General features: G+C 54.7%; 17 protein-coding genes and 1 pseudogene. 10 read left to right on the forward strand and 8 right to left on the reverse strand.

Annotated elements, in window-relative coordinates; translation table 11 throughout:
* The first annotated feature begins 144 nt into the window (after nucleotides 1-144).
* The 3 genes from BLM14_RS12075 to BLM14_RS12085 all read left to right on the forward strand — a co-directional run bounded on the left by BLM14_RS12075 (nucleotide 145) and on the right by BLM14_RS12085 (nucleotide 3,848).
* Complete coding sequence (locus BLM14_RS12075) at nucleotides 145-1,308, forward strand: LCP family protein (RefSeq protein ID WP_204251958.1); 1,164 nt, start codon at nucleotides 145-147, stop codon at nucleotides 1,306-1,308.
* 162 nt (nucleotides 1,309-1,470) lie between these two features.
* Nucleotides 1,471-3,078, forward strand: coding sequence for a S10 family peptidase (locus BLM14_RS12080; RefSeq protein WP_237143342.1), 1,608 nt, complete (start codon nucleotides 1,471-1,473; stop codon nucleotides 3,076-3,078).
* Nucleotides 3,079-3,410: 332 nt separating this feature from the next.
* Complete coding sequence (locus BLM14_RS12085; protein WP_099999586.1) at nucleotides 3,411-3,848, forward strand: hypothetical protein; 438 nt, start codon at nucleotides 3,411-3,413, stop codon at nucleotides 3,846-3,848.
* 141 nt (nucleotides 3,849-3,989) lie between these two features.
* Here the strand turns inward: BLM14_RS12085 and BLM14_RS12090 are convergent, their stop codons facing one another.
* Nucleotides 3,990-4,586, reverse strand: a complete 597-nt coding sequence (locus BLM14_RS12090) for a TetR/AcrR family transcriptional regulator (protein WP_162293153.1) — start codon at nucleotides 4,584-4,586, stop codon at nucleotides 3,990-3,992.
* Nucleotides 4,587-4,704: 118 nt separating this feature from the next.
* Between BLM14_RS12090 and BLM14_RS12095 the strand changes: the two genes are divergently transcribed.
* The gene (locus tag BLM14_RS12095) at nucleotides 4,705-5,931 is read left to right on the forward strand and encodes an MFS transporter (protein WP_099999587.1); all 1,227 of its coding nucleotides are present in this window, start codon (nucleotides 4,705-4,707) and stop codon (nucleotides 5,929-5,931) included.
* A gap of 229 nt (nucleotides 5,932-6,160) precedes the next feature.
* Here the strand turns inward: BLM14_RS12095 and BLM14_RS31795 are convergent, their stop codons facing one another.
* Nucleotides 6,161-6,841, reverse strand: a complete 681-nt coding sequence (locus BLM14_RS31795) for a class I SAM-dependent methyltransferase (RefSeq protein ID WP_237143544.1) — start codon at nucleotides 6,839-6,841, stop codon at nucleotides 6,161-6,163.
* Between the two features lie 93 nt (nucleotides 6,842-6,934).
* Nucleotides 6,935-7,120: pseudogene (locus BLM14_RS31800) on the reverse strand (IS256 family transposase); the annotation flags it as partial.
* Between the two features lie 600 nt (nucleotides 7,121-7,720).
* Between BLM14_RS31800 and BLM14_RS12105 the strand changes: the two are divergent.
* Entirely contained in the window at nucleotides 7,721-8,431 is a 711-nt protein-coding gene (locus tag BLM14_RS12105; RefSeq protein ID WP_237143343.1) for a 3'-5' exonuclease, read from the forward strand.
* A gap of 277 nt (nucleotides 8,432-8,708) precedes the next feature.
* Nucleotides 8,709-10,325, forward strand: a complete 1,617-nt coding sequence (locus tag BLM14_RS12110; RefSeq protein WP_099999590.1) for a GMC oxidoreductase — start codon at nucleotides 8,709-8,711, stop codon at nucleotides 10,323-10,325.
* 86 nt (nucleotides 10,326-10,411) lie between these two features.
* On the opposite strand, the gene BLM14_RS12115 is transcribed toward BLM14_RS12110, so the two are convergent.
* Together BLM14_RS12115 and BLM14_RS12120 are read right to left on the reverse strand one after the other, a co-directional pair.
* Nucleotides 10,412-11,203 carry a family 16 glycosylhydrolase gene (locus BLM14_RS12115; protein WP_099999591.1) on the reverse strand — a complete coding sequence of 264 codons (792 nt, stop codon included), beginning with the start codon at nucleotides 11,201-11,203 and terminating at the stop codon, nucleotides 10,412-10,414.
* Nucleotides 11,204-11,288: 85 nt separating this feature from the next.
* Nucleotides 11,289-12,404, reverse strand: coding sequence for a glycosyltransferase family 4 protein (locus BLM14_RS12120; protein WP_099999592.1), 1,116 nt, complete (start codon nucleotides 12,402-12,404; stop codon nucleotides 11,289-11,291).
* Between the two features lie 418 nt (nucleotides 12,405-12,822).
* Between BLM14_RS12120 and BLM14_RS12125 the strand changes: the two genes are divergently transcribed.
* Both BLM14_RS12125 and BLM14_RS12130 read left to right on the forward strand, forming a co-directional pair.
* Nucleotides 12,823-13,419 carry a serine O-acetyltransferase gene (locus BLM14_RS12125; protein WP_099999593.1) on the forward strand — a complete coding sequence of 199 codons (597 nt, stop codon included), beginning with the start codon at nucleotides 12,823-12,825 and terminating at the stop codon, nucleotides 13,417-13,419.
* Between the two features lie 36 nt (nucleotides 13,420-13,455).
* The gene (locus BLM14_RS12130) at nucleotides 13,456-13,713 is read left to right on the forward strand and encodes an acyl carrier protein (protein ID WP_099999594.1); all 258 of its coding nucleotides are present in this window, start codon (nucleotides 13,456-13,458) and stop codon (nucleotides 13,711-13,713) included.
* A gap of 88 nt (nucleotides 13,714-13,801) precedes the next feature.
* Here the strand turns inward: BLM14_RS12130 and BLM14_RS12135 are convergent, their stop codons facing one another.
* Together BLM14_RS12135 and BLM14_RS12140 are read right to left on the reverse strand one after the other, a co-directional pair.
* Nucleotides 13,802-15,430 (reverse strand): AMP-binding protein, encoded by a 1,629-nt coding sequence (locus BLM14_RS12135; protein WP_133123947.1) that lies wholly within the window; start codon nucleotides 15,428-15,430, stop codon nucleotides 13,802-13,804.
* Between the two features lie 370 nt (nucleotides 15,431-15,800).
* The gene (locus BLM14_RS12140; RefSeq protein ID WP_099999596.1) at nucleotides 15,801-16,016 is read right to left on the reverse strand and encodes a hypothetical protein; all 216 of its coding nucleotides are present in this window, start codon (nucleotides 16,014-16,016) and stop codon (nucleotides 15,801-15,803) included.
* Nucleotides 16,017-16,557: 541 nt separating this feature from the next.
* Between BLM14_RS12140 and BLM14_RS12150 the strand changes: the two genes are divergently transcribed.
* Nucleotides 16,558-17,784 carry an alpha-hydroxy acid oxidase gene (locus BLM14_RS12150; protein ID WP_099999598.1) on the forward strand — a complete coding sequence of 409 codons (1,227 nt, stop codon included), beginning with the start codon at nucleotides 16,558-16,560 and terminating at the stop codon, nucleotides 17,782-17,784.
* A 103-nt stretch (nucleotides 17,785-17,887) separates the two neighbouring features.
* A complete protein-coding gene (locus BLM14_RS12155; protein WP_237143344.1) occupies nucleotides 17,888-18,679 on the forward strand; it encodes a metallophosphoesterase in 792 nt (263 codons plus the stop codon).
* Here the strand turns inward: BLM14_RS12155 and BLM14_RS12160 are convergent.
* Nucleotides 18,638-21,034 (reverse strand): polysaccharide biosynthesis tyrosine autokinase, encoded by a 2,397-nt coding sequence (locus BLM14_RS12160; protein WP_099999600.1) that lies wholly within the window; start codon nucleotides 21,032-21,034, stop codon nucleotides 18,638-18,640. The two genes, BLM14_RS12155 and BLM14_RS12160, sit on opposite strands and share 42 nt — an antisense overlap.
* Nucleotides 21,035-21,115 lie beyond the last annotated feature (81 nt).

The raw sequence follows: 21,115 nt of genomic DNA on the forward strand, positions 1-21,115 counted from the left end.
CGTTGCAACAGATCCGCCAAGGCTGCGTTGTCCCTTGCGTTTCAGATGCGTGTGACTAGAATCCTGGCACGATACGTTGGGTTCGGGCAAGCCCTGCCAGGTGCGGGTGTCGGCCCTCCCCTGGAGAGTCACGTGAGCAGTGGGTTGATCGATGAACCGCCGGCACCCGAGGACAATGCCCTGTCCCGGCGGCGCCGCAGCTGGCTGTTGTGGTCGCTCGCCATCGTCACCGTCATCATGTTGGCCGTGGCCGCCACCGTGTACGCGAAGCTGACCGGCAACATCAGGCACATCGAGGTCACCCGGGAGGACCTGGGCGACGCCCGCCCGGCCAAGGCGCCGACCGCCGCGCTGAACATCCTGGTGGTCGGGTCGGACCAGCGAGACGGCAACACCGCCAAGTACGCCGGGGAGCGGACGGACACTATCATGCTCGTGCACCTGTCCACCAAGCGGAACAACGCAGCCGTGATCAGCTTCCCGCGCGACTCGCTGGTGCAGCTTCCCGCCTGCCGCTCCCGGGAAGGTCTGCCGGGCCAGCAGAGGCACCTCGGCATGATCAACTCCTCGTTCAACTTCGGGGGCATCGGCTGCACCTGGAAGACCATCGAGACGCTCACCGGCATCCATATCGACCACTTCGTCAAGGTTGATTTCACTGGCTTCAAGGGCATGGTGGACTCAATCGGTGGGGTGGATCTCTGCATCCCCGAGCCGATCCGCGACAAGTACGTCCAGCTCAACCTGCCCGCAGGGTGGCAGACGCTGCTGGGGGAACAGGCGCTGGGGTATGTCCGGGCCCGCTACAGCCTCGGCGACGGGTCAGACATCGGGCGCATCCAGCGCCAGCAGGACTTCGTCGCCGCCATGGCAAAGAAGGCGATGAGCAGCGAGACCTTGACCAACCCGGCCCGGCTGCTCGGCTTCCTGCACGCGGCTACCAAGTCCGTCACCACCGACCCCGGCCTCACCCCCCGCGTGATGAGCGACCTCGCACTCACCGCCCGCAGCCTGTCGTCTGACAAGGTCCACTTCGTCACCACGCCCTGGCGCTACTCCACTGCCTACCCCGGCCGGGTCGAGTGGCTCGAAGGACCGGCCAAGAAGCTGTTCCGGTTGATCGCCGCCGACCAGCCCCTCACCGGCTCCAAGGTCAGGCACACCCAGCCCGCCGCGCCGCGCCGCGCCAAGACGGACACCAAGCCGAGCGCCCACCACGCCGGCCCGGCCACCACGACCACCGTGCCCTACTCCCCCGAGCCGACGCCCCCCTCGTCCGCGCCCTGCGCACTAGTCCCGGCGAGCTAGGCGCGGGACCGCCCGTTCCGTCCTCCCTTTCCCCGGCCACCCGCGGCCGGCAGGCCGATCATGAGAGGCTAGCAGCGGATCAATATGTGTTGAGTTCCCTCTCCCCAGCAAAACGCAATACACTCTTTGTGGCTTCCGGCTAGTATTGAAGGAGGGAAGAGCTTGTGTTTCCATCACACCATTCCGTGTCTTGCAGTCGCCTTCGCGCTTCTGGCTTCACCAGCCCTCCCGCAGGACGCGCGGCAGAACAATGACGTAGATAATCACAATGCGACGACCTCGGAAGCTCGGCCTTCTTCCAAGGGCGAAGAGACGACAAATCCGCCGAGGACGGAAGGTGACGCTTCGACGGGCATTCTTAGCCTCCTGCCCGCGGATTCGGTTACCGATCACGTGTTAAAGATCGGAACACAGGAACTTGCCTATACCGCAACGGCGGGCACACTCAGCCTCTTCGGTCAAGATGGGGCGCGATCCGCCAAGATTTTCTATACAGCCTATGTCGCCCGGAACAGACAACCGGGCCGTCCCCTCACCTTTGTCTTCAACGGAGGACCCGGAGCCGCCTCGGCCTATCTCCACCTTGGGCTGGTTGGGCCACGCATTCTCGATTTCGGCCCGAACGGACAGGATGGCACCAGTCCAACGCTCGTGGACAATCCGGATAGCTGGCTGGAGTTCACCGACCTTGTGCTAATCGATCCTGTCGGCACGGGCTGGAGTCGTGGGGCGAGCGACAACGTTGCTTCGAATTTCTATGGGGTGAACCAGGATGCGGAGAGCATTGCCAAGGCAGTCGCGCTCTACGTCAATCACAATGAAAGCATGGCCTCGCCGAAATATCTCCTTGGCGAGAGCTATGGCGGTTTTCGTGCTGCGAAAGTCGCTTCTGCACTCAAGGACGGCCAAGGCATTCTTGTCTCGGGAATTATTATGCTGTCGCCATTGATCGAGGGGCAGCTTTTGTTTGGGGCGAGCCAATATCCGCTGGGGGCTGCCCTTCAACTTCCTTCGCTTGCGGCCGCGGAGATGGAACGCCGAAACGCCTTCAGCCCAAAGGCGATCCGGGAGGCGGAACAATTCGCCATGACCGACTATCTCGTGACCCTTGCGGGGCCCGAACCTTCGGGAAACAAGGCAAGAGACTTCTATGCGCGGATTTCACAACTGACTGGTATACCCGAAGCGGTCGTCAGCCGGACGCGCGGCTTTCTCGCAGACACCTATGTCAAACACTCGAAGGGCGACGAATTCGAAGTGGTCAGTCCTTATGATGCATCCTTTGCCGTTTCAGACCCCTACCCTGAGTCCGATGCCGACCGAAGCAACGATCCCATCCTTGACGGGTTCACGCGCGCATATGGGGCGGCCTTTGCCAGCTACGCCCGCAATGAACTTGGTTTCCGCACGGAAATGACCTACACGCTGCTCGCCAAGGACGTGAACGATCGTTGGGAATGGGGTCGCCGCGGCCCAAATGGCGGTACGCGGGCCCAGGCGAGCGCGACCGGCGATATTCGCGACCTGCTTTCGGTCACACCGTCTTTCCGCGTGCTGGTGGCGCAGGGCTATAGCGATGCGATAACCCCCTATGGGATCAGCAAATATGTCATTGACCATCTGCCCTCGTCGCTTGCAGCGGGCCGGGTTGGCCTCAAGCTTTATCGCGGTGGTCATATGTTCTATACGCGGCCAAGCTCCCGGCATGACCTGACCGCGGACGCAAGGGCCTTCTTTTCTGGACAGATCGGAAAGGTTCAAGGGGAATAGTGGAGGACGTGATGCAGCGCTGGTTTGCCGAGCAGCGTTGAGAAGTGCGCCGTTCGATGGGGTCGGCGCATCGGGAGATACGTGGCGGCGTATTCCACGAAGGCGTTCCCAAGTGCGAAGCGGTGGGCCGCAGACGCGACCACGTCCATTAGCTCACGAAATCCATGATCTGCGTATCGCCGGAACTACATCGACGAGCTGGAGCGAGAGACGGTGGGCCGGGCGCGAGAGGAGTCACGGTCGCGTCCGCCTTGCTATGGTACGGCCGGATGGAATGGGCGGCTTTATTGGGGGGATCACGTAACTCTCGAAGACGAAAGGAGTTGGACGATATGACGATTGATGAGTTACTCGCCGAGCTGCACGTCAGATATCCCGACGGTGCCACGTGGCGTGAGCGTGTTATTCTCACCAACTTCGATATTCTGAAATGGACAGCCTCCGCGGGCATACCCAGGCAAGACCTCTACGATCAATTGGCAATTGAACTCGCCCGTGGCTTCTATGCCTCGGAACTGTCGTTTGAATTTTGCGATGCCGTCGTCAATGAAATTCATTCAGTAATAATATTTAAGAACGAGCAACGCCCGCGGTTCTTCTGGGAAATCTATCTCGCCTTTGATTCCGGGGAATATTATCACGATGGCAATAGAGATGAGCACCCGGTTGAGGCGTATACGCGGCCCAAAATCGAGCGAATTCTAGATGCTGTCGCCGCGCTACGACGGTCTGCCCCATCGGGCGAGCCGGTTATCAACCCCTGGCCCTGAATTTCAATACGTAGAATGGATGCGGCGATGGCCGGGTCGAGACCCTGCTGTGGTAAATGAGAGAGCCATGGTTGATCCCGAAGTATTTCCGCCTTAGCGACTGTGCCGAAGCTCTGCCAAGGCTTGAGGTTCTCCCGACTGCTAAGGCGTCAGCTGTTTGCGAAGCCCTTCCAGCATTGCCCTAAACCCCGTCACCGCCACCTTCGACACCGCCTCGGGCTTCTCTGCATTGGCGATCCAAAGAGCCATGTGGCTGCTGGCGCCATTGATGAGACGGGCGGCGGTTTCGGTGTCAATGTCGATCATCTCGCCGTCAGCCTTGAGGCAGTCAATGCTGCGGGAGAGGGCGGCGATGCAGCCGGGGGTGTTTTGCCATTGCGAGATGTCGCCCAGCACCGCGGGGCCATCGCGGAACATGATGCGCTGGATCTCGGGCTCGAGCGCCATTTCGATATAGGCGGCGCATTCGTCGACGAAACCCTGCCAGCGGGTGGGGGCTGATGCCGAGACCTTGTTGAGGCGTTCGGTCATTTCCGCGTCGATTTCCATGATGACGGCTTGGAGCAGACCCTTCTTGTCGCCGAAATGGTGGTAGAGGGCTCCGCGAGTGAGACCGGCCTCGCCGGTGAAATCATCCATGGATGCTTCCGCATAGCCAATTGTGCCGAAGGCATTCCGGCCGGCTGCGATGAGCTTTGCGCGGGTCTCAGCGATCATCTCCTGTCGCGGCCTGGCCATCTTGTCTCCTTTTGACATACGCGGCGTATTTTCGTTTGACATACGCGACGTATGCAACTACTACTTCACATACGCTGCGTATGTATTCTGTCCATTAGATACCTGAAAGGATTGTCCCATGTCAAATCCGTATAAAGAGATATTCGCGGCACCTGGGGCCAAGGGCTTCTCCGCAGCCGGCTTTTTCGCGCGCCTTCCCATCGCCATGGCGCCGATCGGCATTGTCGCAATGCTCTCCCAGGCGCATGGCGAATACTGGCTCGCCGGCGCGGTTTCGGCGACCTACGCGCTAACCAATGCGCTGATTTCGCCACAGATTTCGCGGGCGGTCGACCGGGTCGGCCAGACGGCGGTGGTCGTGCCGACCACTGTCGTGTCGGTGGTGGCGTTCATCGCGCTGATTGCGGCGACCAACCAGAACTGGCCGGTCTGGACGCTGTTCGTTTCGGCCTTCCTCGCCGCCGCCATGCCAAGCATTCCGGCGCTGATGCGGGCGCGCTGGACGGAGCTTTTCCGCAATCGGCCCGAGCTCAACACGGCCTTCGCGTTTGAAAGCGCGGCGGATGAGCTGGTTTATATCGCCGGGGCCTCGCTGTCGGTGGGGCTCGCTGTGGCACTATTTCCTGAAGCTGGCATGATGGTGAGCACAGCTTTCCTAGCGCTCGGGACGGCCGCCTTCATTGTGCAGCGCGGCACCGAGCCGAAGGTGCGTCATGTCGCCAATGCCGTTTCGGTTGGCTCGGCGATTCGGCAGCGTCCGGTGCAGATCATCACGCTCGCACTGATCTTCGTCGGCTCGATCTTTGCAACGGCTGAAGTGAGTGCTGTTGCGATCACCAAGGAGCTCGGGCAGCCGAATGCCGCGAGCCTGGTGATCGGCGTCTATGCCGTCGGTTCCTTCGCGGTAGGCCTGATCCTCGGAGCGCTTAACCCGCGCATGGCCCTGCACCGTCAGCTACTGATAGCGGTCGTGGCAATCGCGCTGACCTCGTTGCCGCTGCTCGTCGCCGGCAGCTCGGTGACCCTGCTTGCCATCGCCGTCTTCGTTAGCGGCATCGCTATCTCACCGACCTTCATAACTGCCTTCGGGCTAATTGAACGTCGCGTGCCGGAATCGATGCTGACGGAGGGCGTGACCTGGGTGATGACCGGCATCGGCATCGGCATGGCGCTGGGCGCCTTCGTCTCGGGTTGGGTGGTCGACAACTATGGTTCGCAGAATGGCTTCTGGGCCTCGGCGGCGGCGGGCACTATTGCGGTGGCGATCGTGGCGCTTGGCCAGAAGAGCCTTGCCGGCGATTGCGACGACGGACAGGCTTGCGCGGCGCTGCAGCCGGCGGGGTAGCATGGCCGAGGTTGAAATGGCATGCCGCGTCGCGGACGCGGCATGCTTATCTGCTTTCGGACACTCGCTCCACCCGCCCGCGCCGATCCCGCCTCGCCATTGTGCTATCATCAACCCAGCAGTGCGTGCGTCGTGGCGTCCACAACCTGCTGTTCCGGATGAGCCATTGTGCAAGGCTGCTTGAAAAACCGTTGAATCATACCAGCCCTCGTCTGCTGTTTCAGCCCGCTCAGTTCGAGGGGCGCTCCAGCAATGTCAGGCAATCGATGTCGGAGCCGTCGAATTTCCAATCCACGACCTGTTGCTTGAGCACGCGCAGCCCCTCTTTCGCTGCGTAATGCTCGAACAGTTCCTTCGACATGAAGTTGCGCCAGCCGGGGCTCGCCTTGTGGCTGCCCTTTGGATTGTCGACCAGGTTCGAATGGTGCAGGAATGCCCGTCCTGTGCCCGGACGCAGCACGCGACGCAGTTCCTTGAGGTATTCCCGCACCACGTCGCTGTCGAAATGGACCATCGCATCGAAGCAATAAGCGAAGGTCAATTCTCCGGTTTCGAAAAAATCGAGGGAATAGCCGTTGGTCAGATGGTAATGGACGGCCGTATTGTCACCGAACCGCTTCCGGCAAAAATCAATATTTTCCTGATTGATATCGACGATATGCAGTTCCTCGACGAGCGGAAGCAATTTTGCCGAATTGCGGCCATGCCCGGCCGCGAGGTCCATTGTTCTCGAAAAATCGATGTACTTCTTATGAGGGCCGATAAAAGGCCAGATGATGCCGCTCCAATGCTTGTCCATTCCGGTTTCGGCATCGTCGTAATAGGCGGCATGCCGCCAGTCGCGCCCTACATGCTGGGCCGCCTTATCGAGAGAAGAAAGCGTTCGATTTACAGCAGTTTCCTCAGGCATTTTTGTTACCTCGGATGTCAGGGATCGTGTCCCTGGGGGGTGTATCTGACGGCTTGGTCGCCGTGGTTTTCCGGCATAGGCCGGAGGATAGCGCGCCACGGTTGGCAGGTTGATAAAAGGATCATCGCTCATTTGACCGATGGTTTCCAGTGTCATGTGCATGTGTCTGGCGCGCTGCTCGGCCCATTCATCGTTCTGCTCGAGCAGGAGCGCTCCGACCAGTGCCGCTATTTCAACTTTCTCTCCCGGCAAAAGCTCATCGCCAACTACAACCACCCGATCATCGAATACATCGGCGGCGGTTATGAAGGCAAGCAAGGCCTTTGGGTGGCGATCACCACTCGTACCTACCGAGAGGCCCTCAACGTAGGTTGAATCTGGCCGTTTGTTCAAAATCAATTCTGGTGAATAATCGTTCCTTTGAAAATGCCGATAATAGCGGATTCTCATTGGTTCCTGAAAGTCTACGATGCCAATCGGCGGTGCCGGCCCGGTGATTTGGAGGCGCGCGAACCGTATAGCGGTCGCAACGCTCGTCCATTTCTGTCAAACGCTTGATCTACGTCCGATGGATTTCGTCAGTTCATACTTCGAGACAAACGAGCCTGCCGACAGCGCGGGCAGTCAACAGACTGCCTTGTCGGCGAAGTTTGGAGAGCCGCTTTGCGCCCGATCGCACCGACCTCTGGACTGCACCATGATGTTGGGCCAACTTCCATCAGTTCTTCACGTGTGCAGTTCAAAGTCTTGAGCCTTTCCCCACATCAATAGTTTGATTGATTTTCTAGCTACATTTCGGGACTCTCCGGAGCACCAATCGTGCTGGCGAATCCAATCCAAAAACGGCAGAGTATTCGCGCTATGAGGAGGGCTTTCAATATGAGCATTCCAGCGGTTCATACACGCAAAAAACGCGTGATTGTTTTGGATACGGAGACGACGGGGGCATTGCCTTGGGATCGCATCGTAACTCTTGGCGCCGTACGCCTGGAGGGCGACGAACTGGATAGACAATCACTCTATCTTATATTTGATCCGCGCAGGGACAGCCATCCGGCGGCCATCCAAAGTCACGGATATGATGATTGGATGACACGTTTCCAGGATCTGTTTTCCGATCTCGCACCCCGAATACATGCATGGCTGTCGTGGGCAGATGAAATTGTTATGCACGGTTGCATATTCGACATGCAATATCTGCAGCGTGAGCTGTGCCAGGCGTCAGTGGCAGAGCTCACACAACCCACCTTCTGTACGATGGAGCGAGCCGTTGAACTGTGGGGCAGAGAGTCAGCAGATCTGGATGAATGCCTGAAGCGCATAGGCAAATCACGGATCTATCGGATTCATGGTGCGCTGGAAGACGCCTATCTGACCGCTGCATTGTATCTTCACCAGATCGGATCGAAACGGCCCATTGCCCGCGTTAATTCGTGGTCGCCGCCAAAAAATCTCAAGCCTCATCCACCGCGTCCGCCGGGAAAACTGCCACGCCGGACTGAGAAGAAGCGGCTTGGGACAATCGAAGATGCTCACTTGATACTTTCCCAGGGGCCAGCAAGGGCATCCGGCTTGCTCATCGAGACGTAGAACGACGTCGCCTGCCTTAACGCGTTAGCCCTCGCGCACCAGTAATTCACGCACGATGCCACTCTCCTTGCCGCTGCACCTCCTTCACATTGCGTTCCTCGCGTGATGGCAAGTCCATCGGCATCACCTCTACTGCCAGATCGTACGGAATGGCTAGCAACTCCGCAGGCGGAACGCTTCTCAGACAAATCGTGTCGGCCAGTGCCCGTTGCGAGCTGTTTCTGGTTGGCTCATTTGCTGCATTGCGATACTTTGGGCAAAGTAATGGGGGCATAACATGATCTTTGGCAGCGCCGAAGCCAACCTGCCTGTGTTAGATGTATGTATCGTCGGTGCTGGACCGGTAGGTCTCGCCCTTGCTTTGAAATGTGAAGAACTCGGACTCAAAGTCGCGCTCCTAGAGGCAGGTTCGTCAGAAAGTTTCTCGGATGCCAGCCAGACGTTCGGCGAAGTAGAGTATACCAACGGACATCATGCTGCGGCCACTGCAGCCACAAGCCGCGGTTTAGGCGGATCGACTGCATTGTGGGGCGGGCGATGCGTTACCTTCGATGACCTTGACTTCGATCGACGAGAACACGTGCCGTTTTCCGGCTGGCCTATTGCCCACTCCGAACTGCACGGACACTATCGTGAAGCCCTCGCATTTCTCAACTGCGGTGGGAACGACTTGCAGTTCAGCGGTCCAACCTCCGGGGATCAAGATGTGCTCACTTCATCGATCGAACGCTGGAGTGCACACCCTGCTGTCGGGCCCTTTTATAGGGATCGTCTACGCGCCTCGAAGGATGTAACGGCGATTGCTGGTGTAACAGTTACCGACATCATGCTCGATCCAACCGGAACGCACACTGACCATTTGCGGGTTCTTTCCGGTGGACGCATCTCTCAGGTTCGCGCGAAAACCTACGTGCTGGCTGGCGGCGGCCTGGAGAATACTCGCCTCCTTTTGGCAGCCCAACGTGACTGGCCGGAAAAGTTTGGTGGAACGGATGGTCCCTTAGGCCGCTTTTATCAGGGCCATCTGACGGGCTATATCGCACTTATCCATTTTGACGATCGGCAGGCCGAAAAAGCTCTCACGTTCCAGAAGGATGCCCAAGGATATTACTTCCGACGCAGGCTACAGATAAGCCCGGAAACTCAATGCAAGAACGCATTGCTCAACTCTGCCTTCTGGTTGGACGCTATTTCCATTGCCGATCCAGCCCATGGCTCCGGCTCACTTTCCGCACTTTATTTGATGCTCACCTTTTCAGGGCTCTATCGAATCTTTTCAAATGGTTTGGCACCAAAAACAAAATCAGAACGCATCGACAATATCCGCCATTGGCACAACATCCGGCAAAATCGAGTGGTGCTAAAAGAATTTATCAGAGCGACCGCCAGCCTTTTCCATCGCCGCTTCAAGAGGTGGGGGACATTGTCGAATCCCGCAGGAAGATACCTCTTGCGATATCACGCCGAACAAATACCAAGTCGGGAGAGCCGCGTATTTTTGCGCGAACGACAGGCCGACACTCTTCTGCCTGTGCTTTTGGTGGATTATAGGATCAATGAGCAGGACGTAGACTCGGTCGTGCGCTCTCATGCGCTCCTCGACCAATGGCTCCGCGACCAAGCCATCGGGCGGCTGGAATACCTGAACGACGCGTCGGAGCGCGCACGGAGAGTACTAGACCAAGCATTTGACGGCTATCATCAGATCGGCCTAACGCGTATGTCCGATAGTGAGCATAATGGCATTGTAGATATAAACTGCCGCGTACACGACGTATCCAACCTCTATCTAGCCGGCAGCAGCGTTTTCCCGGCCGGAGGTCAAGCCAACCCCACGCTTCCAGCAGTCGCGCTCGCGCTTCGGCTCGCACATCACCTCGCAGGCGAAACATAAAGCAGTTGCCGACCGCCCCTTTAGTGCCGATAACAAAAGGCTAGTCGTTCCGTCACATCCCTGCCGGCGCCCTTTCATCGAGCGATTTAGGGATTTTTCGTGAGAGGGGTGGATGCATCTCCAATCAGGCAGACCGTGGATTCGGGAAACTGGCAGACAGTATTTTGCGGCGTAAAAGCTAGCCAGTCGACTTCCAGGTCCAAGGGCTTGCCCGGGTATTCGAATTTGCCAAGCCAGTCGCTCAGCGTGCTGGTTGACCAAATGCTCAGGTAGATCTTTTGCGGCTCTGTGGGAACGCCCTCCCTGACTTCTCGGACCATCTTGCCATCAATGTACCAGCGAATGCTGTCCGGTTCCCATACAAATGCATAGGTTCGAAAACGGCTGTTGGCATCGGGAACCTCAACTACCGCCTCGTGCCCACCGACACCATTCACAAAATAATTTGTCTGTAGGGCGCCGTCATGCTTGCCAATGAATTCAAAGTCTATCTCATTGTGCGGGCTCCCCTGTGGAGCGCCGACATGACTGAAAAAATTGGAATTCGTGCCTGAAGCGAAAGGAATTTTCATGCTGGCTTCATATGTGCCATAACCAAACCGCTGTCTCGTTTGGATTTCGGCACAACTATATGAGAGATTTTTGCCGGGCTTGTCCGCAAGCGATAAATGCAAAATCCCATCCGCGATCGACAGTCTCTCGGCGAGCCACAGGCAGTTTTGATGATCTCCATTGGTCCACCCGTCTGACGTGAACCATCGATCCGAGCTCAACAAATCGAAGCTATCCCGAAAGGCATCTACACCAACTTCGTCTGCGCGGGCGGGTAAAACAACTCCAATTGCTATCAACGCGATCGTTGCGCAAATGTAATTCATTGTCAGAATTCCTTACATATCGAAGAGTTATAGAAGCTATCCCCAAGTTCTCTCTTGTCGTTTAACCTATCGCAGACCCTATTTTCTAGTGGATAGAATTTTCGTAGAGAGTATCAAGCACGGATGACTGTTTGTAGGCATTAAAGCGACGACCAGCAGTCTGGTGCGAGATCGTCTTCATTGTAGATAAGTGCTGCGGCCGCTCAAGTAGTAGGGTCAAAGCGTCTACAAGTTGATCCGCAATATCCTCCATAGTACGGCGATAAATATTGCGATAGGCATCGCTCGACTGATCGAACTTAAAAAGATGACGCCATTCACCCATTTCGTCAGTTTCCAGATCAAGTAAAAGCCCCGTTTTTCCGGGCTCAATTAGCTCTGGAAGTGCTGACACTTTGGTTGCAATGACCGGAACTCCTGCTGCGAGTGACTCCAGCACACTATATCCGAAGGTATCACAGAGCGTTGGTAGGACGCTGACATCGCATATCTGCAGTAGTTGCAAAAGCTCGTTGTTCGGCATCTTGCCGTGCAGTTTCACGTTGGGAAGCAAAAGTAACGGCCTATACTCGTCAAAGAACGCTGCTTCCGGTGGGTCGGTCCAAACTCCGTTCTGCCCCCCAACGATCAAATCTGATACAACGTGGAATTGGACAGGCAGCCGCATATCGTTCAAGCGCTTGGCTGTAAGAAGCAATGCTGGTCCGCCTTTGCGTGAAAAGTGCGCTCCGACGAAGAAAACGTTTAGTTGCTCATCGGTTCGATTGACTGTGTCAATTTCAATCGGCACCTCCACAGCAGGGTAAATCACTTCGGACAGCCGCTCCTCGAGCTCGCGACGATGAGGGCTGGCATCATGCTGTCGCAGGAAAATCCTGCGCGAGAAATGTGAGATCGGAATGATTTTGCGGCACCTGTCGTCCTGCAACTTTGACGAGAAATACCGGAATGCGGCCGTTTTCTCGTAATTGAAAAGGCGGGGCAAATGGCTTTCAAAAGAGATGACAAACGGTTTCGTTCCAAGGGGTATACGGTTGAATGTCGCAATTAGGTCAGCCCCGTTTGTAGGCATCATCAACGCGACCTCAAGTGGCCGCCAAAGCTTGTGAGCTGGTACAAACCAGCGCGTGGTGATCTTATGTCGGGAATGGCGCGGGGTGTTAAAAACAGAAGGATAGCCGATTGGTCGTACGACGTGCATGAGAGAATGGCCTTTCCTGTGCACGAGTATCTTGCGAATGTTTGCTGGCCCAAAAGGATTGTTCCAAAAACGATTTAGATCAACCCACTAATTTTTGTTAATTAGGCGGACTGGCGGAGGATGAACTGAACAATTGTCCGTGGCGAATCGATCAAGGTTGGAAGGCGCTCGTCCATTCGTATTTAGGCTTTGGCCATGTGCCAATTCTTCTGATAGCTTGCGTATGGATGGCTTGTTGAAGTATCCGGCGTGATTTTGTTCACCAACAGCTAAGATTACTTAATTATAATTAAGGAGTTTGTTGCCCCCGCGACTACGTTTACATAATGTAATGGGGCCTGCATGTGACGCTGTGTTACACGGGCCATGGTTGGAATGGATGAGCTCTGTCCTGCGAGAATGTTACAAAAGGTCCCGAATGTTTAGAAATGAATTGATGGAAAGTGTGGGCCTGATTGCTCTCATCAAGGAGGATTTCAATAATCACCGGCGGGACTGGACGCTGCCTGGATTTCGCGCGCTTGCGATATATCGCTACGGAACATGGGCGCGCACCCGGCGCTTTTATCTTGCACGCGCATTCTTCTCGATCATTTATATTTTTCTCAATCGGTTCGTCAGAAATATTTACGGTATCGAAATCTACCATACGGCCAAGATTGGTCGTCGGCTGCATATTGGCCATCAGGGATGCATCGTGATCCATCAATATGCAACGATTGGAGACGATTGCGTCGTTCGTCAAGGAGTCACCCTCGGCATTGCAGGCATCGAGCGCGGCGAAACGGGAAGCGAACATGCACCTATACTTGGCGATCGCGTTGACATCGGTGTTGGCGCTGTCATCATTGGCAGGGTGAATATCGGTGATGACGTTAATATCGGCCCTAATGCCGTCGTACTAACCGATGTGCGGGCCAATATGACTGTGATGGCCCCGCCACCGCGAATGATGAGCAGGATGACGTTAGCCAGACCAAATATCGACGATGAAAAGCTGAACTTGGAAAAATAAACTGATCGTTTCTAATTTTGTTGCAATGGAGCCGGAATGAACAGGCAGCAAGTACGGGAAAAGATCATTGAGGCGTACCAAGAGGTGATATCAACATCAAAATCGCTCGCCAAGGTGGACCTTACAGACGATACAAAGCTTTTCGAAAGCGGTCTCGATTCATTGGGGTTTGCCATCCTGTTTGCAAAGCTGCACGATGATTTGGGGTGGGATCCATTCTCATTGACGGAAGCGCCGTTTGAGCCCGAAACATTTGGTGATTTCGTAGCATTTTATGCAGACAATCAGCCTTAATTAAGCTGCCCTCACCTGCGAAGAAGACCTGTGCTCGGAATCGAGCATAGCAGCTTTCTGGTTGCGTATGGCAGCACTTTTGGCGGCGTCAGGAATCCCGAGCAAGCATCCGGCTGAGCGCGTTGCGGTCGACCTTGCCATTCCCATTGAGAGGCAGTGCATCGGTGATGTAGACCTCATTCGGCACCATATAGGCGGCGACCTTGGTCTTCATCATTGCACGAATATTTTCGGCGGTTGACTGAGCACCGACAACAAAAGTAACCAGGCCATCAGCCGAGCCATGCGATATGGGCCAGGCAATAGCGGCAACATCGTCAGAACCGCTGACCGCGCGTAAATGCATCTCAACCTCTTCGAGCTCTACCCGGTTGCCCAGAATTTTGATTTGATTATCGAGCCGGCCCAGATGATGGAAAACTCCATATTCATCCTCCACACCCATATCTCCTGTGAGATACCAGCGCCGGCCGTCAATTGTCGGGAAGCGACTTTCTGTCAATTCGGGTTGCTGGAAATATCCACATGCAAGCTGTATACCCGACAGCGCAATTTCCCCCGGTGTTCCGGCCGGCAGCACTTGGCCATTGTGATCGACAATAGCGGCCTGCATACCGGGATAGGGTTTTCCAATAGCCACGACATCGCGGTTTGGGGTCACAATGACGGGGCTTTTTATCGGCTGCCTGAGGCATGCGATTGTTGCCTCCGTTGGTCCGTAAATGTTTTCAACAATGCTGTTCGGTGCGGCTTCTGCCCAGGACTGCGCAGCGCGAAGCGGCAGCGGCTCGCCGCAAAAGAAAGAGAGCCGCAGACTTGGCAGCGCGCCAGGTTCCAATGCCTTTGCCTTGCGCATCAGAGCGATAATCGAGGGCACAGATAGCCAGCTGGTTATCTTCCGGTCACGGATGAAGCGTGCCGGGGCCAACATCTGCATAGGCGTCATAATGTGGAGCGAAGCCCCTGCCCGCCAGGTAAGAAACATATTGTGAACGGAAAGATCAAAGGTAATGTCGCAGGTTTCGGCGGCGCGATCATCCGGCGTGAGAGCGAACCATTCCTGCATGACATCGAGGTAGTTGTTTACAGCTGCAATCGGGACCATGACACCCTTTGGCGTTCCCGTTGTTCCGGAAGTAAACTCAATATAGGCGATAGCGGTATCTGAGACCGGTAACGGTTCGACGGGGCCTGTGTGGCCAATGAGCGACACCCGCACGATGGAATGTTTGCTTGTCCCTGCGATGCAGGCAGCATCATCTGAAAGGATAATCAGGCTCGGTGCAAAGTTCAGGACCTGCCTGGACAGCAACGCGGCGCCACGCTGATCGACCACAAGAGCGTCCAGATCAAGTGTCTGCAATAGCTGAAGCAGACGTTCTTCGGGAAGTTTTAGGCTTAGGGGAACATACGTTGTTCCGGACCAGGCCACACCCAAAATACCAAGGCAGGCAGCAGCGCTTCTCGACGCAAGGATACCAACGCGGCCACTTCTTTTCGAGGCCAGAACTGTCTGCGCAATAGCACTCGCTGCTGTTGCCACTTCCAAATATGTCCAATCGCGGCTTACCGTGGATATTGCGATATGGTGCGGGTTTCTTGCAGCGTGCTCAGCTACTGATTGAGCAAGATTAGCGGTCATCGTGTGTCTCTCTGGCTTGCTATAAAACGCTTGATAATTTCTTTGCGGGCAAATGCAGGAGACACAAGAGCGCAATATTTATAGTTATGACAACACAACTTACTTTAACAAAATGTGCAATAATAATCTTACAATTCAAATAGCTTATTTTCATAGATACGGATTATTCATCAACATAGATAATACACAACCTTCAAATCCAACCCGATACTTGCCCCAGCATTTAATTTTCATTTTTCTATTTTTATGCTGAGCGTATGTCATTTTCGGCTGCTGCGATATCAATAATAGGAGTTACTTGCGATGGATGTACACGCTGTTCGCCGGAACGGCTTGTACAGGTCGTGCAGGGTCGCACCTGACCTCTCCGACTTCCTGAGCAGGCTACGCGAAAACGGCAGAGCCAAATAGCTGCCATCAGGAACACGGCGAGCCAACCAGGGCGTCAGAATTTCGATTTTTCGGGCGCGCGGCCGAGTCGCGGTTGCCGGTGATAATTGTTGAACAGCGTCCATGCTTTACGCAGCTCAACCATCGGCATTGCAGGATCAATCCGCGCAGCCAGTTCCACCAGATCAACCAGCCTTGCTGCCCTTGGCTTTTCAGCCACGATAAGGGCGACGAGACGGTCGACACGGCTATAAGTCGAAATTGTGTTCATGTCGGCAATCCCCCGGAAAGGATGCAAGCTGCGATCATTTGGACGGGCCTGGCGAGTTTAGCTTTGATCTGTGCGATGCGATAACTTGATGCGGTGACGGACGATCCGATTATCGCCTTTCCAATGTACGAATCCATCATCGGTGACATTTGGAAAGAGACAAAGACCGTTTGATTCTGTTGCGACGGCATTGAATTCCCTTTGAAATCCAACGACGACCAGAAAACTGAAAGTCAGAACACGCTCGCATCCGGATACAACGATATCGTGGAGGAGTGGGGCGGTGTGCTCAACCTAATCATTGTAATTAGCGATTGCCTCGCAATTAAATCGCAGTGTTTATTACGTTTCTAAAATCTTCAATGTAGCTTTATGACTCAAACGGAATTGCAAACATGCACCACGCGATCGTACCAAGATGCCCGTCGAAAGCGTTGGGTTTGCTTAAACCTTTGGAAGGTTTTCAAATAGAAATACGTTGAGAACAAAGACTACTCTCCAGATTAACGCCGACTTGTGGTGATACGAACAGGTAATTGAAATGACCGACACCATCTCTACTGTTCCACTGCCGATTATAGTTGCGAGAGAGCGAGCTGCCTCCTGGCGTCAAAGCCGTCAGCTTAAAAAAGTGTTGTGCCTCGATGATTTCGAACCCTTGGCCAGGAGGCATTTGCCTCGCCCGCTTTTTGGCTACATTGCGGGCGCTAGCGAGACAAATTCGTCTCTTTCCGACAACCGGCGTGCTTTCTCCGAATATGGCTTTCGCCCGCATATTCTTACGGATGTCTCCACGCGAAACCAATCTGCCAATCTCTTTGGAACTGAATATGCGAGCCCGTTTGGCATTGCACCGATGGGTATCAGCGCGCTTATGGCATATCGGGGCGATATCGTGCTTGCCTCGGCCGCACGCGCAGCCAATATACCGATGATCATGAGCGGATCTTCGTTGATTCCACTTGAAGATGTATCAGCAGTTGCACCAAACAGTTGGTTCCAGGCCTATCTCCCCGGCGAACCAGAGCGCATCGACGCTTTGCTGGACAGGGTGGAGGCTGCGGGCTTCAGGACGTTGGTCCTGACAGTGGACGTGGCAACATTGCCTAGCAGGGAAAACAATGTTCGTGCAGGTTTTTCGACGCCGCTCCGCCCGAGCGCGCGGCTCTTGTGGGAGGGCTTGTCTCATCCTTCTTGGTCACTGGGAACATTTGTCAGAACGCTGGTAAGGCACGGCGTTCCGCATTTCGAGAATTCCTATGCCACACGTGGTGCACCAATTTTATCTCGCTCCCTTACGCGTGATTTTGGCAAACGCGATCACTTGAACTGGCGTCATCTCGACCAGATTCGGCGCCGCTGGAACGGTCGTCTTATAGTCAAAGGTATCATGCGAGTTGACGACGCCAAGCAAGCGACCGCAGCCGGTGTCGACGGAATTATCATTTCCAATCACGGCGGACGGCAGCTCGACTATACGGTCTCGCCATTGCGAGTGCTATCCGGCGTAGCGGAAGCGGTCGGTCATTCTACAACGGTCATGATGGATGGAGGAATCCGTCGAGGTACCGACGTTCTGAAGGCATGGGCTTTGGGCGCAAAATTTGTCTTTGTCGGACGTCCTTTCCTTTACGCAGCCGGGGTCGGTGGCAAGGTTGGCGTCGCCAAAGCGATTGACCTTTTGTCCAGGGAAATCCATCAGGATATGGCGCTTCTGGGTGCCAATACTTTGGACGATATTACGCCAGATCTGCTTACTCGTATTTGACGTGTTCTCATAACAACACTGACGGAGATATTCTGACCAACAGCGTCAATTCTCGTATTCAATAGCGCTTAACCAATCAACTTCGGAGCGTCAGGGCCAGTAGATGAAAATTCAGAATATGATCGGCCCCGTGATCCGCTTGTGCGGAACGAAACTGACCGCTCGAAAATCAAGACAACGCACGTCGATAGACATCTCTGAAAGGGCCGTCTACATCATTGGAGATGTCCACGGTTGCCTGAAAGAGCTGCTGGCATTGGAACGCACAATTAGTGACGATGCCGCGTCCCTGCCAGCCAAAAAGCTCATCATCATGCTTGGAGATTATGTTGATCGGGGTCCCGCGTCAGCACAGGTGATTGACCACCTGATCGATGTCTGTCCCGAGGGGTTTGAACGCCTTTGCCTCACCGGCAATCATGATATGGCGATGCTCGAATATCTAGACGGCAGACTTGCACTTTCGACGTGGCTTCAAATGGGAGGCGACGCAACGTTACTTTCGTACGGCATCGACGTCGAGCATCTAAAACAGATCTATAAATCCCAGGCAAAGCTGGATGAGATCATTCGGCGTGCGGTTCCCGTGCGACACGCAGAATTTCTGCGAACTTTGCCGATTTTAATTACTGCCGGCAAATTTCTTTTTGTGCATGCGGGAATAAGGCCGTCCATCCCCATCCAGGAACAAAAAGACGAAGACCTCGTCTTTATCCGAAGTGAGTTTTTCAACAACAGCCACTTGTTAAAGCACTGGGTCATTCACGGCCACACGCCCATCGACAAGCCGGTTCGAGATGGCAAACGGTTTAATCTGGATACTGGTGCATTTTACACCGGAAAACTCAGCGCCCTAAGATTGTGGAACCACCGGGGCCGCATTTTCACTACCTGATTGTTCATTAGCCGCCTCGCCGTCTGTCTTCGGCTTCGGTGTTGTCGACTGGGTGTGATTAAGGTAATAGCTCGTATACCGCTCCATGAAGTGCTCGGAACTTCCATAGGAGGTGTATTTGGCCAGCTCCTTCATATCTGTTTTGTTGAGAATAAGACCCAACACCTTTGGCGTGATGTGAGTTTCGGATTGCAGCACGGATCTAACCAGCGCGCGCGGCGTTGCTCCCCATTCTGCGACCATGATAAACCCATCTGCCAATGGTGCGAATGCCTTTGCATCGACGACCGGACCCAACGGCGGCAAGTCTACAACTATATAGTCATAAATACTGCGGGCCTCCTCCAGAAGTTTCCGCATCGCCTCACTCGACAGTAACTCGCTTGTATACTGAAAATGCTTGTGAAGGACTGCTGGAAGAAGTTCAAGTTTGGTTCTCTTGTCAATTTTGACTGAATTTTGCCAAGGCTGCTTGCCCAGCACTGCCTGAACCAGGCCGCGCTGAGGTGATAGAGAAAGCGATCGGGTCAAGCCTGGATTGCGCAGGTCGGCGTCTATAAGAAGCGTTCTGGAACCCCTGACGGCTAACAGATTGGCGAAATTTGCCGCGACGGTTGACTTGCCTTCATTGGGGAGGACGGAAATCACTCCCAAAACCTTGCTTCGTTGGCCATGCAAAACCACGTCGGCGGCAATCTGCGCATTACGCAGCGTTTCAGCAAACAAGGATGAAGGATTTTCGACTGCCATCCGTGTGATCCTCAAGCTGGCCGCAGCTGGTGCTTGCACAGGACCCATTCCCCGTGGCGACCTGTGATCGGCTGGACCATGAAAGGCCGGAACATAGCCGAGGAACTTGAGCCCAAGCACGGCTCTGACATCATCGCCCACGCGGAAAAATCGCTCACGAAATTCACGCCACGCGCCGACACCCATTCCGGCGAAGGTTCCAAGCAGCACAGATAAAACTAGAACCATCGTTCTGTTTGGACTGGACGGGCTGCTGGGCGTGGAAGCAATAGAGATAACCCGCGCCTTGGCTATGGGAAACGACTGCTGCTGTGAAGCTTCCTGGTAACGGGTCAAAAAGGTCTTATAGAGATTGCTCAGTGCCTCGGAATTCTGCTCAAGCTCCTTCAAATGTACAAGTGCTTCATTTGCAGAAGAAGTTTCTCCGGTGACTTTACCAAGGCCCTGGCGCAGTGACGTCTCCCTCGACTGGGCAACCTCGTACTGGTTGCGATAGCTTTCGGTCATTTGTTTCAGTTCCTGGAAAATCTGCTTGCCGAGGTCCTGTTTTTCGCTTCGAAGACTCACAGCCTGGGGGTGGTCTTGTCCGAAACGCGCCACAATCTCCTGTTCCCGTTTACTAACGGACAGATATCGCGTTCGAAGCGTTTCGATAACGGAGGTTCCGTTTTGGTCGGTCACCACAGAAGCATTTTTAACTGCCTCATCCGGTCCTGCGCTGACAATTGTTTTGAACTGGTTGTACAAGGCAAGTGCACGAGCTGTATCTGCTTGAGCCAATATTAATTGACTGTTGATATCAGAAAGTTGCTGCTCGGAAACCAGAGCTCCTTTTGCAGCTGTCAGGCCATTGGCGGCACGAAAACGCTCTACCTCCAATGCAGCTGCCTGCGAGCTTTCTTGCAGGTCCTTCAGCCTAGCCTGAAGCCAGATAGTCGCCCGTTCCGTTGCATCAAAATTCGCGTCCAATTGATCCGACAAGTAAGCGTCGGCATAGGCTTTGGCTATTTTACCAGCCAGAATATCATCATTTGAAGTGTAAGTGAGGTCGATTACAAAGCTGCGCCCCTGGCGCTCAACATAGAGACCATTTTCAAGCAGCGACGCTGCGTAACCAATTCGGGCGTCTCTGTTCGTCAAATCTACGTCAGACACGCGCCCTCCACCAAAGAGTCCGATGATAGTTCTCAAGACAGATTTGACACGGGAGGCCAATGAACGTGGCGGGTTCATAAAGACTTCATTCTCATCGAGTTTTTCCCGGATGACAACTTTCGTTGCAAGCTCGGCTGACTTCAAGATAGCGATCTGGCTAAGGATAGTGGTATCGGACTGCATGTTCGAGGGCGCCGGCGACACGTCATCGGCAAATTTGCCCAAGCTGTCATCGAGCAGGATGCTGGTGGAAGCGGTGTAATTGGGCGTGGCGACGATGATGTAGATTATTCCAAGCAAAAGACCGATCCCGGCCCCCACAGCGAGGACTTTGGCCTGCCGCCGGGCGATTGTGATGAGACGCTCGATATCTATAAAATCGTCGGCATCGTGCTCGGTGTCCGAACTCACCCCAATTCGGCTGCTAAAGGGAATATTGGCCTGGTGCATGTTACCGCCGCTTCAATAGGTTAGAATGTTGACAGTTTTGCCGGCACACTTCGTGTTTGCTTAGTATTTAGATCGAAGAGT

The sequence above is a fragment of the Phyllobacterium zundukense genome (genome assembly GCF_002764115.1).
In the GTDB taxonomy this organism is placed as follows: Bacteria; Pseudomonadota; Alphaproteobacteria; order Rhizobiales; family Rhizobiaceae; genus Phyllobacterium; species Phyllobacterium zundukense.

Bases quoted from the DNA above. Each gene is read 5' to 3' on its own strand.
- BLM14_RS12085 (WP_099999586.1), top strand. From the start codon at position 3,411: ATGACGATTGATGAGTTACTCGCCGAGCTGCACGTCAGATATCCCGAC.
- BLM14_RS12090 (WP_162293153.1), bottom strand. From the start codon at position 4,586: ATGGCCAGGCCGCGACAGGAGATGATCGCTGAGACCCGCGCAAAGCTC.
- BLM14_RS12095 (WP_099999587.1), top strand. From the start codon at position 4,705: ATGTCAAATCCGTATAAAGAGATATTCGCGGCACCTGGGGCCAAGGGC.
- BLM14_RS31795 (WP_237143544.1), bottom strand. From the start codon at position 6,841: ATGCCTGAGGAAACTGCTGTAAATCGAACGCTTTCTTCTCTCGATAAG.
- BLM14_RS12105 (WP_237143343.1), top strand. From the start codon at position 7,721: ATGAGCATTCCAGCGGTTCATACACGCAAAAAACGCGTGATTGTTTTG.
- BLM14_RS12110 (WP_099999590.1), top strand. From the start codon at position 8,709: ATGATCTTTGGCAGCGCCGAAGCCAACCTGCCTGTGTTAGATGTATGT.
- BLM14_RS12115 (WP_099999591.1), bottom strand. From the start codon at position 11,203: ATGAATTACATTTGCGCAACGATCGCGTTGATAGCAATTGGAGTTGTT.
- BLM14_RS12120 (WP_099999592.1), bottom strand. From the start codon at position 12,404: ATGCACGTCGTACGACCAATCGGCTATCCTTCTGTTTTTAACACCCCG.
- BLM14_RS12125 (WP_099999593.1), top strand. From the start codon at position 12,823: ATGTTTAGAAATGAATTGATGGAAAGTGTGGGCCTGATTGCTCTCATC.
- BLM14_RS12130 (WP_099999594.1), top strand. From the start codon at position 13,456: ATGAACAGGCAGCAAGTACGGGAAAAGATCATTGAGGCGTACCAAGAG.
- BLM14_RS12140 (WP_099999596.1), bottom strand. From the start codon at position 16,016: ATGAACACAATTTCGACTTATAGCCGTGTCGACCGTCTCGTCGCCCTT.
- BLM14_RS12150 (WP_099999598.1), top strand. From the start codon at position 16,558: ATGACCGACACCATCTCTACTGTTCCACTGCCGATTATAGTTGCGAGA.
- BLM14_RS12155 (WP_237143344.1), top strand. From the start codon at position 17,888: ATGAAAATTCAGAATATGATCGGCCCCGTGATCCGCTTGTGCGGAACG.
- BLM14_RS12160 (WP_099999600.1), bottom strand. From the start codon at position 21,034: ATGCACCAGGCCAATATTCCCTTTAGCAGCCGAATTGGGGTGAGTTCG.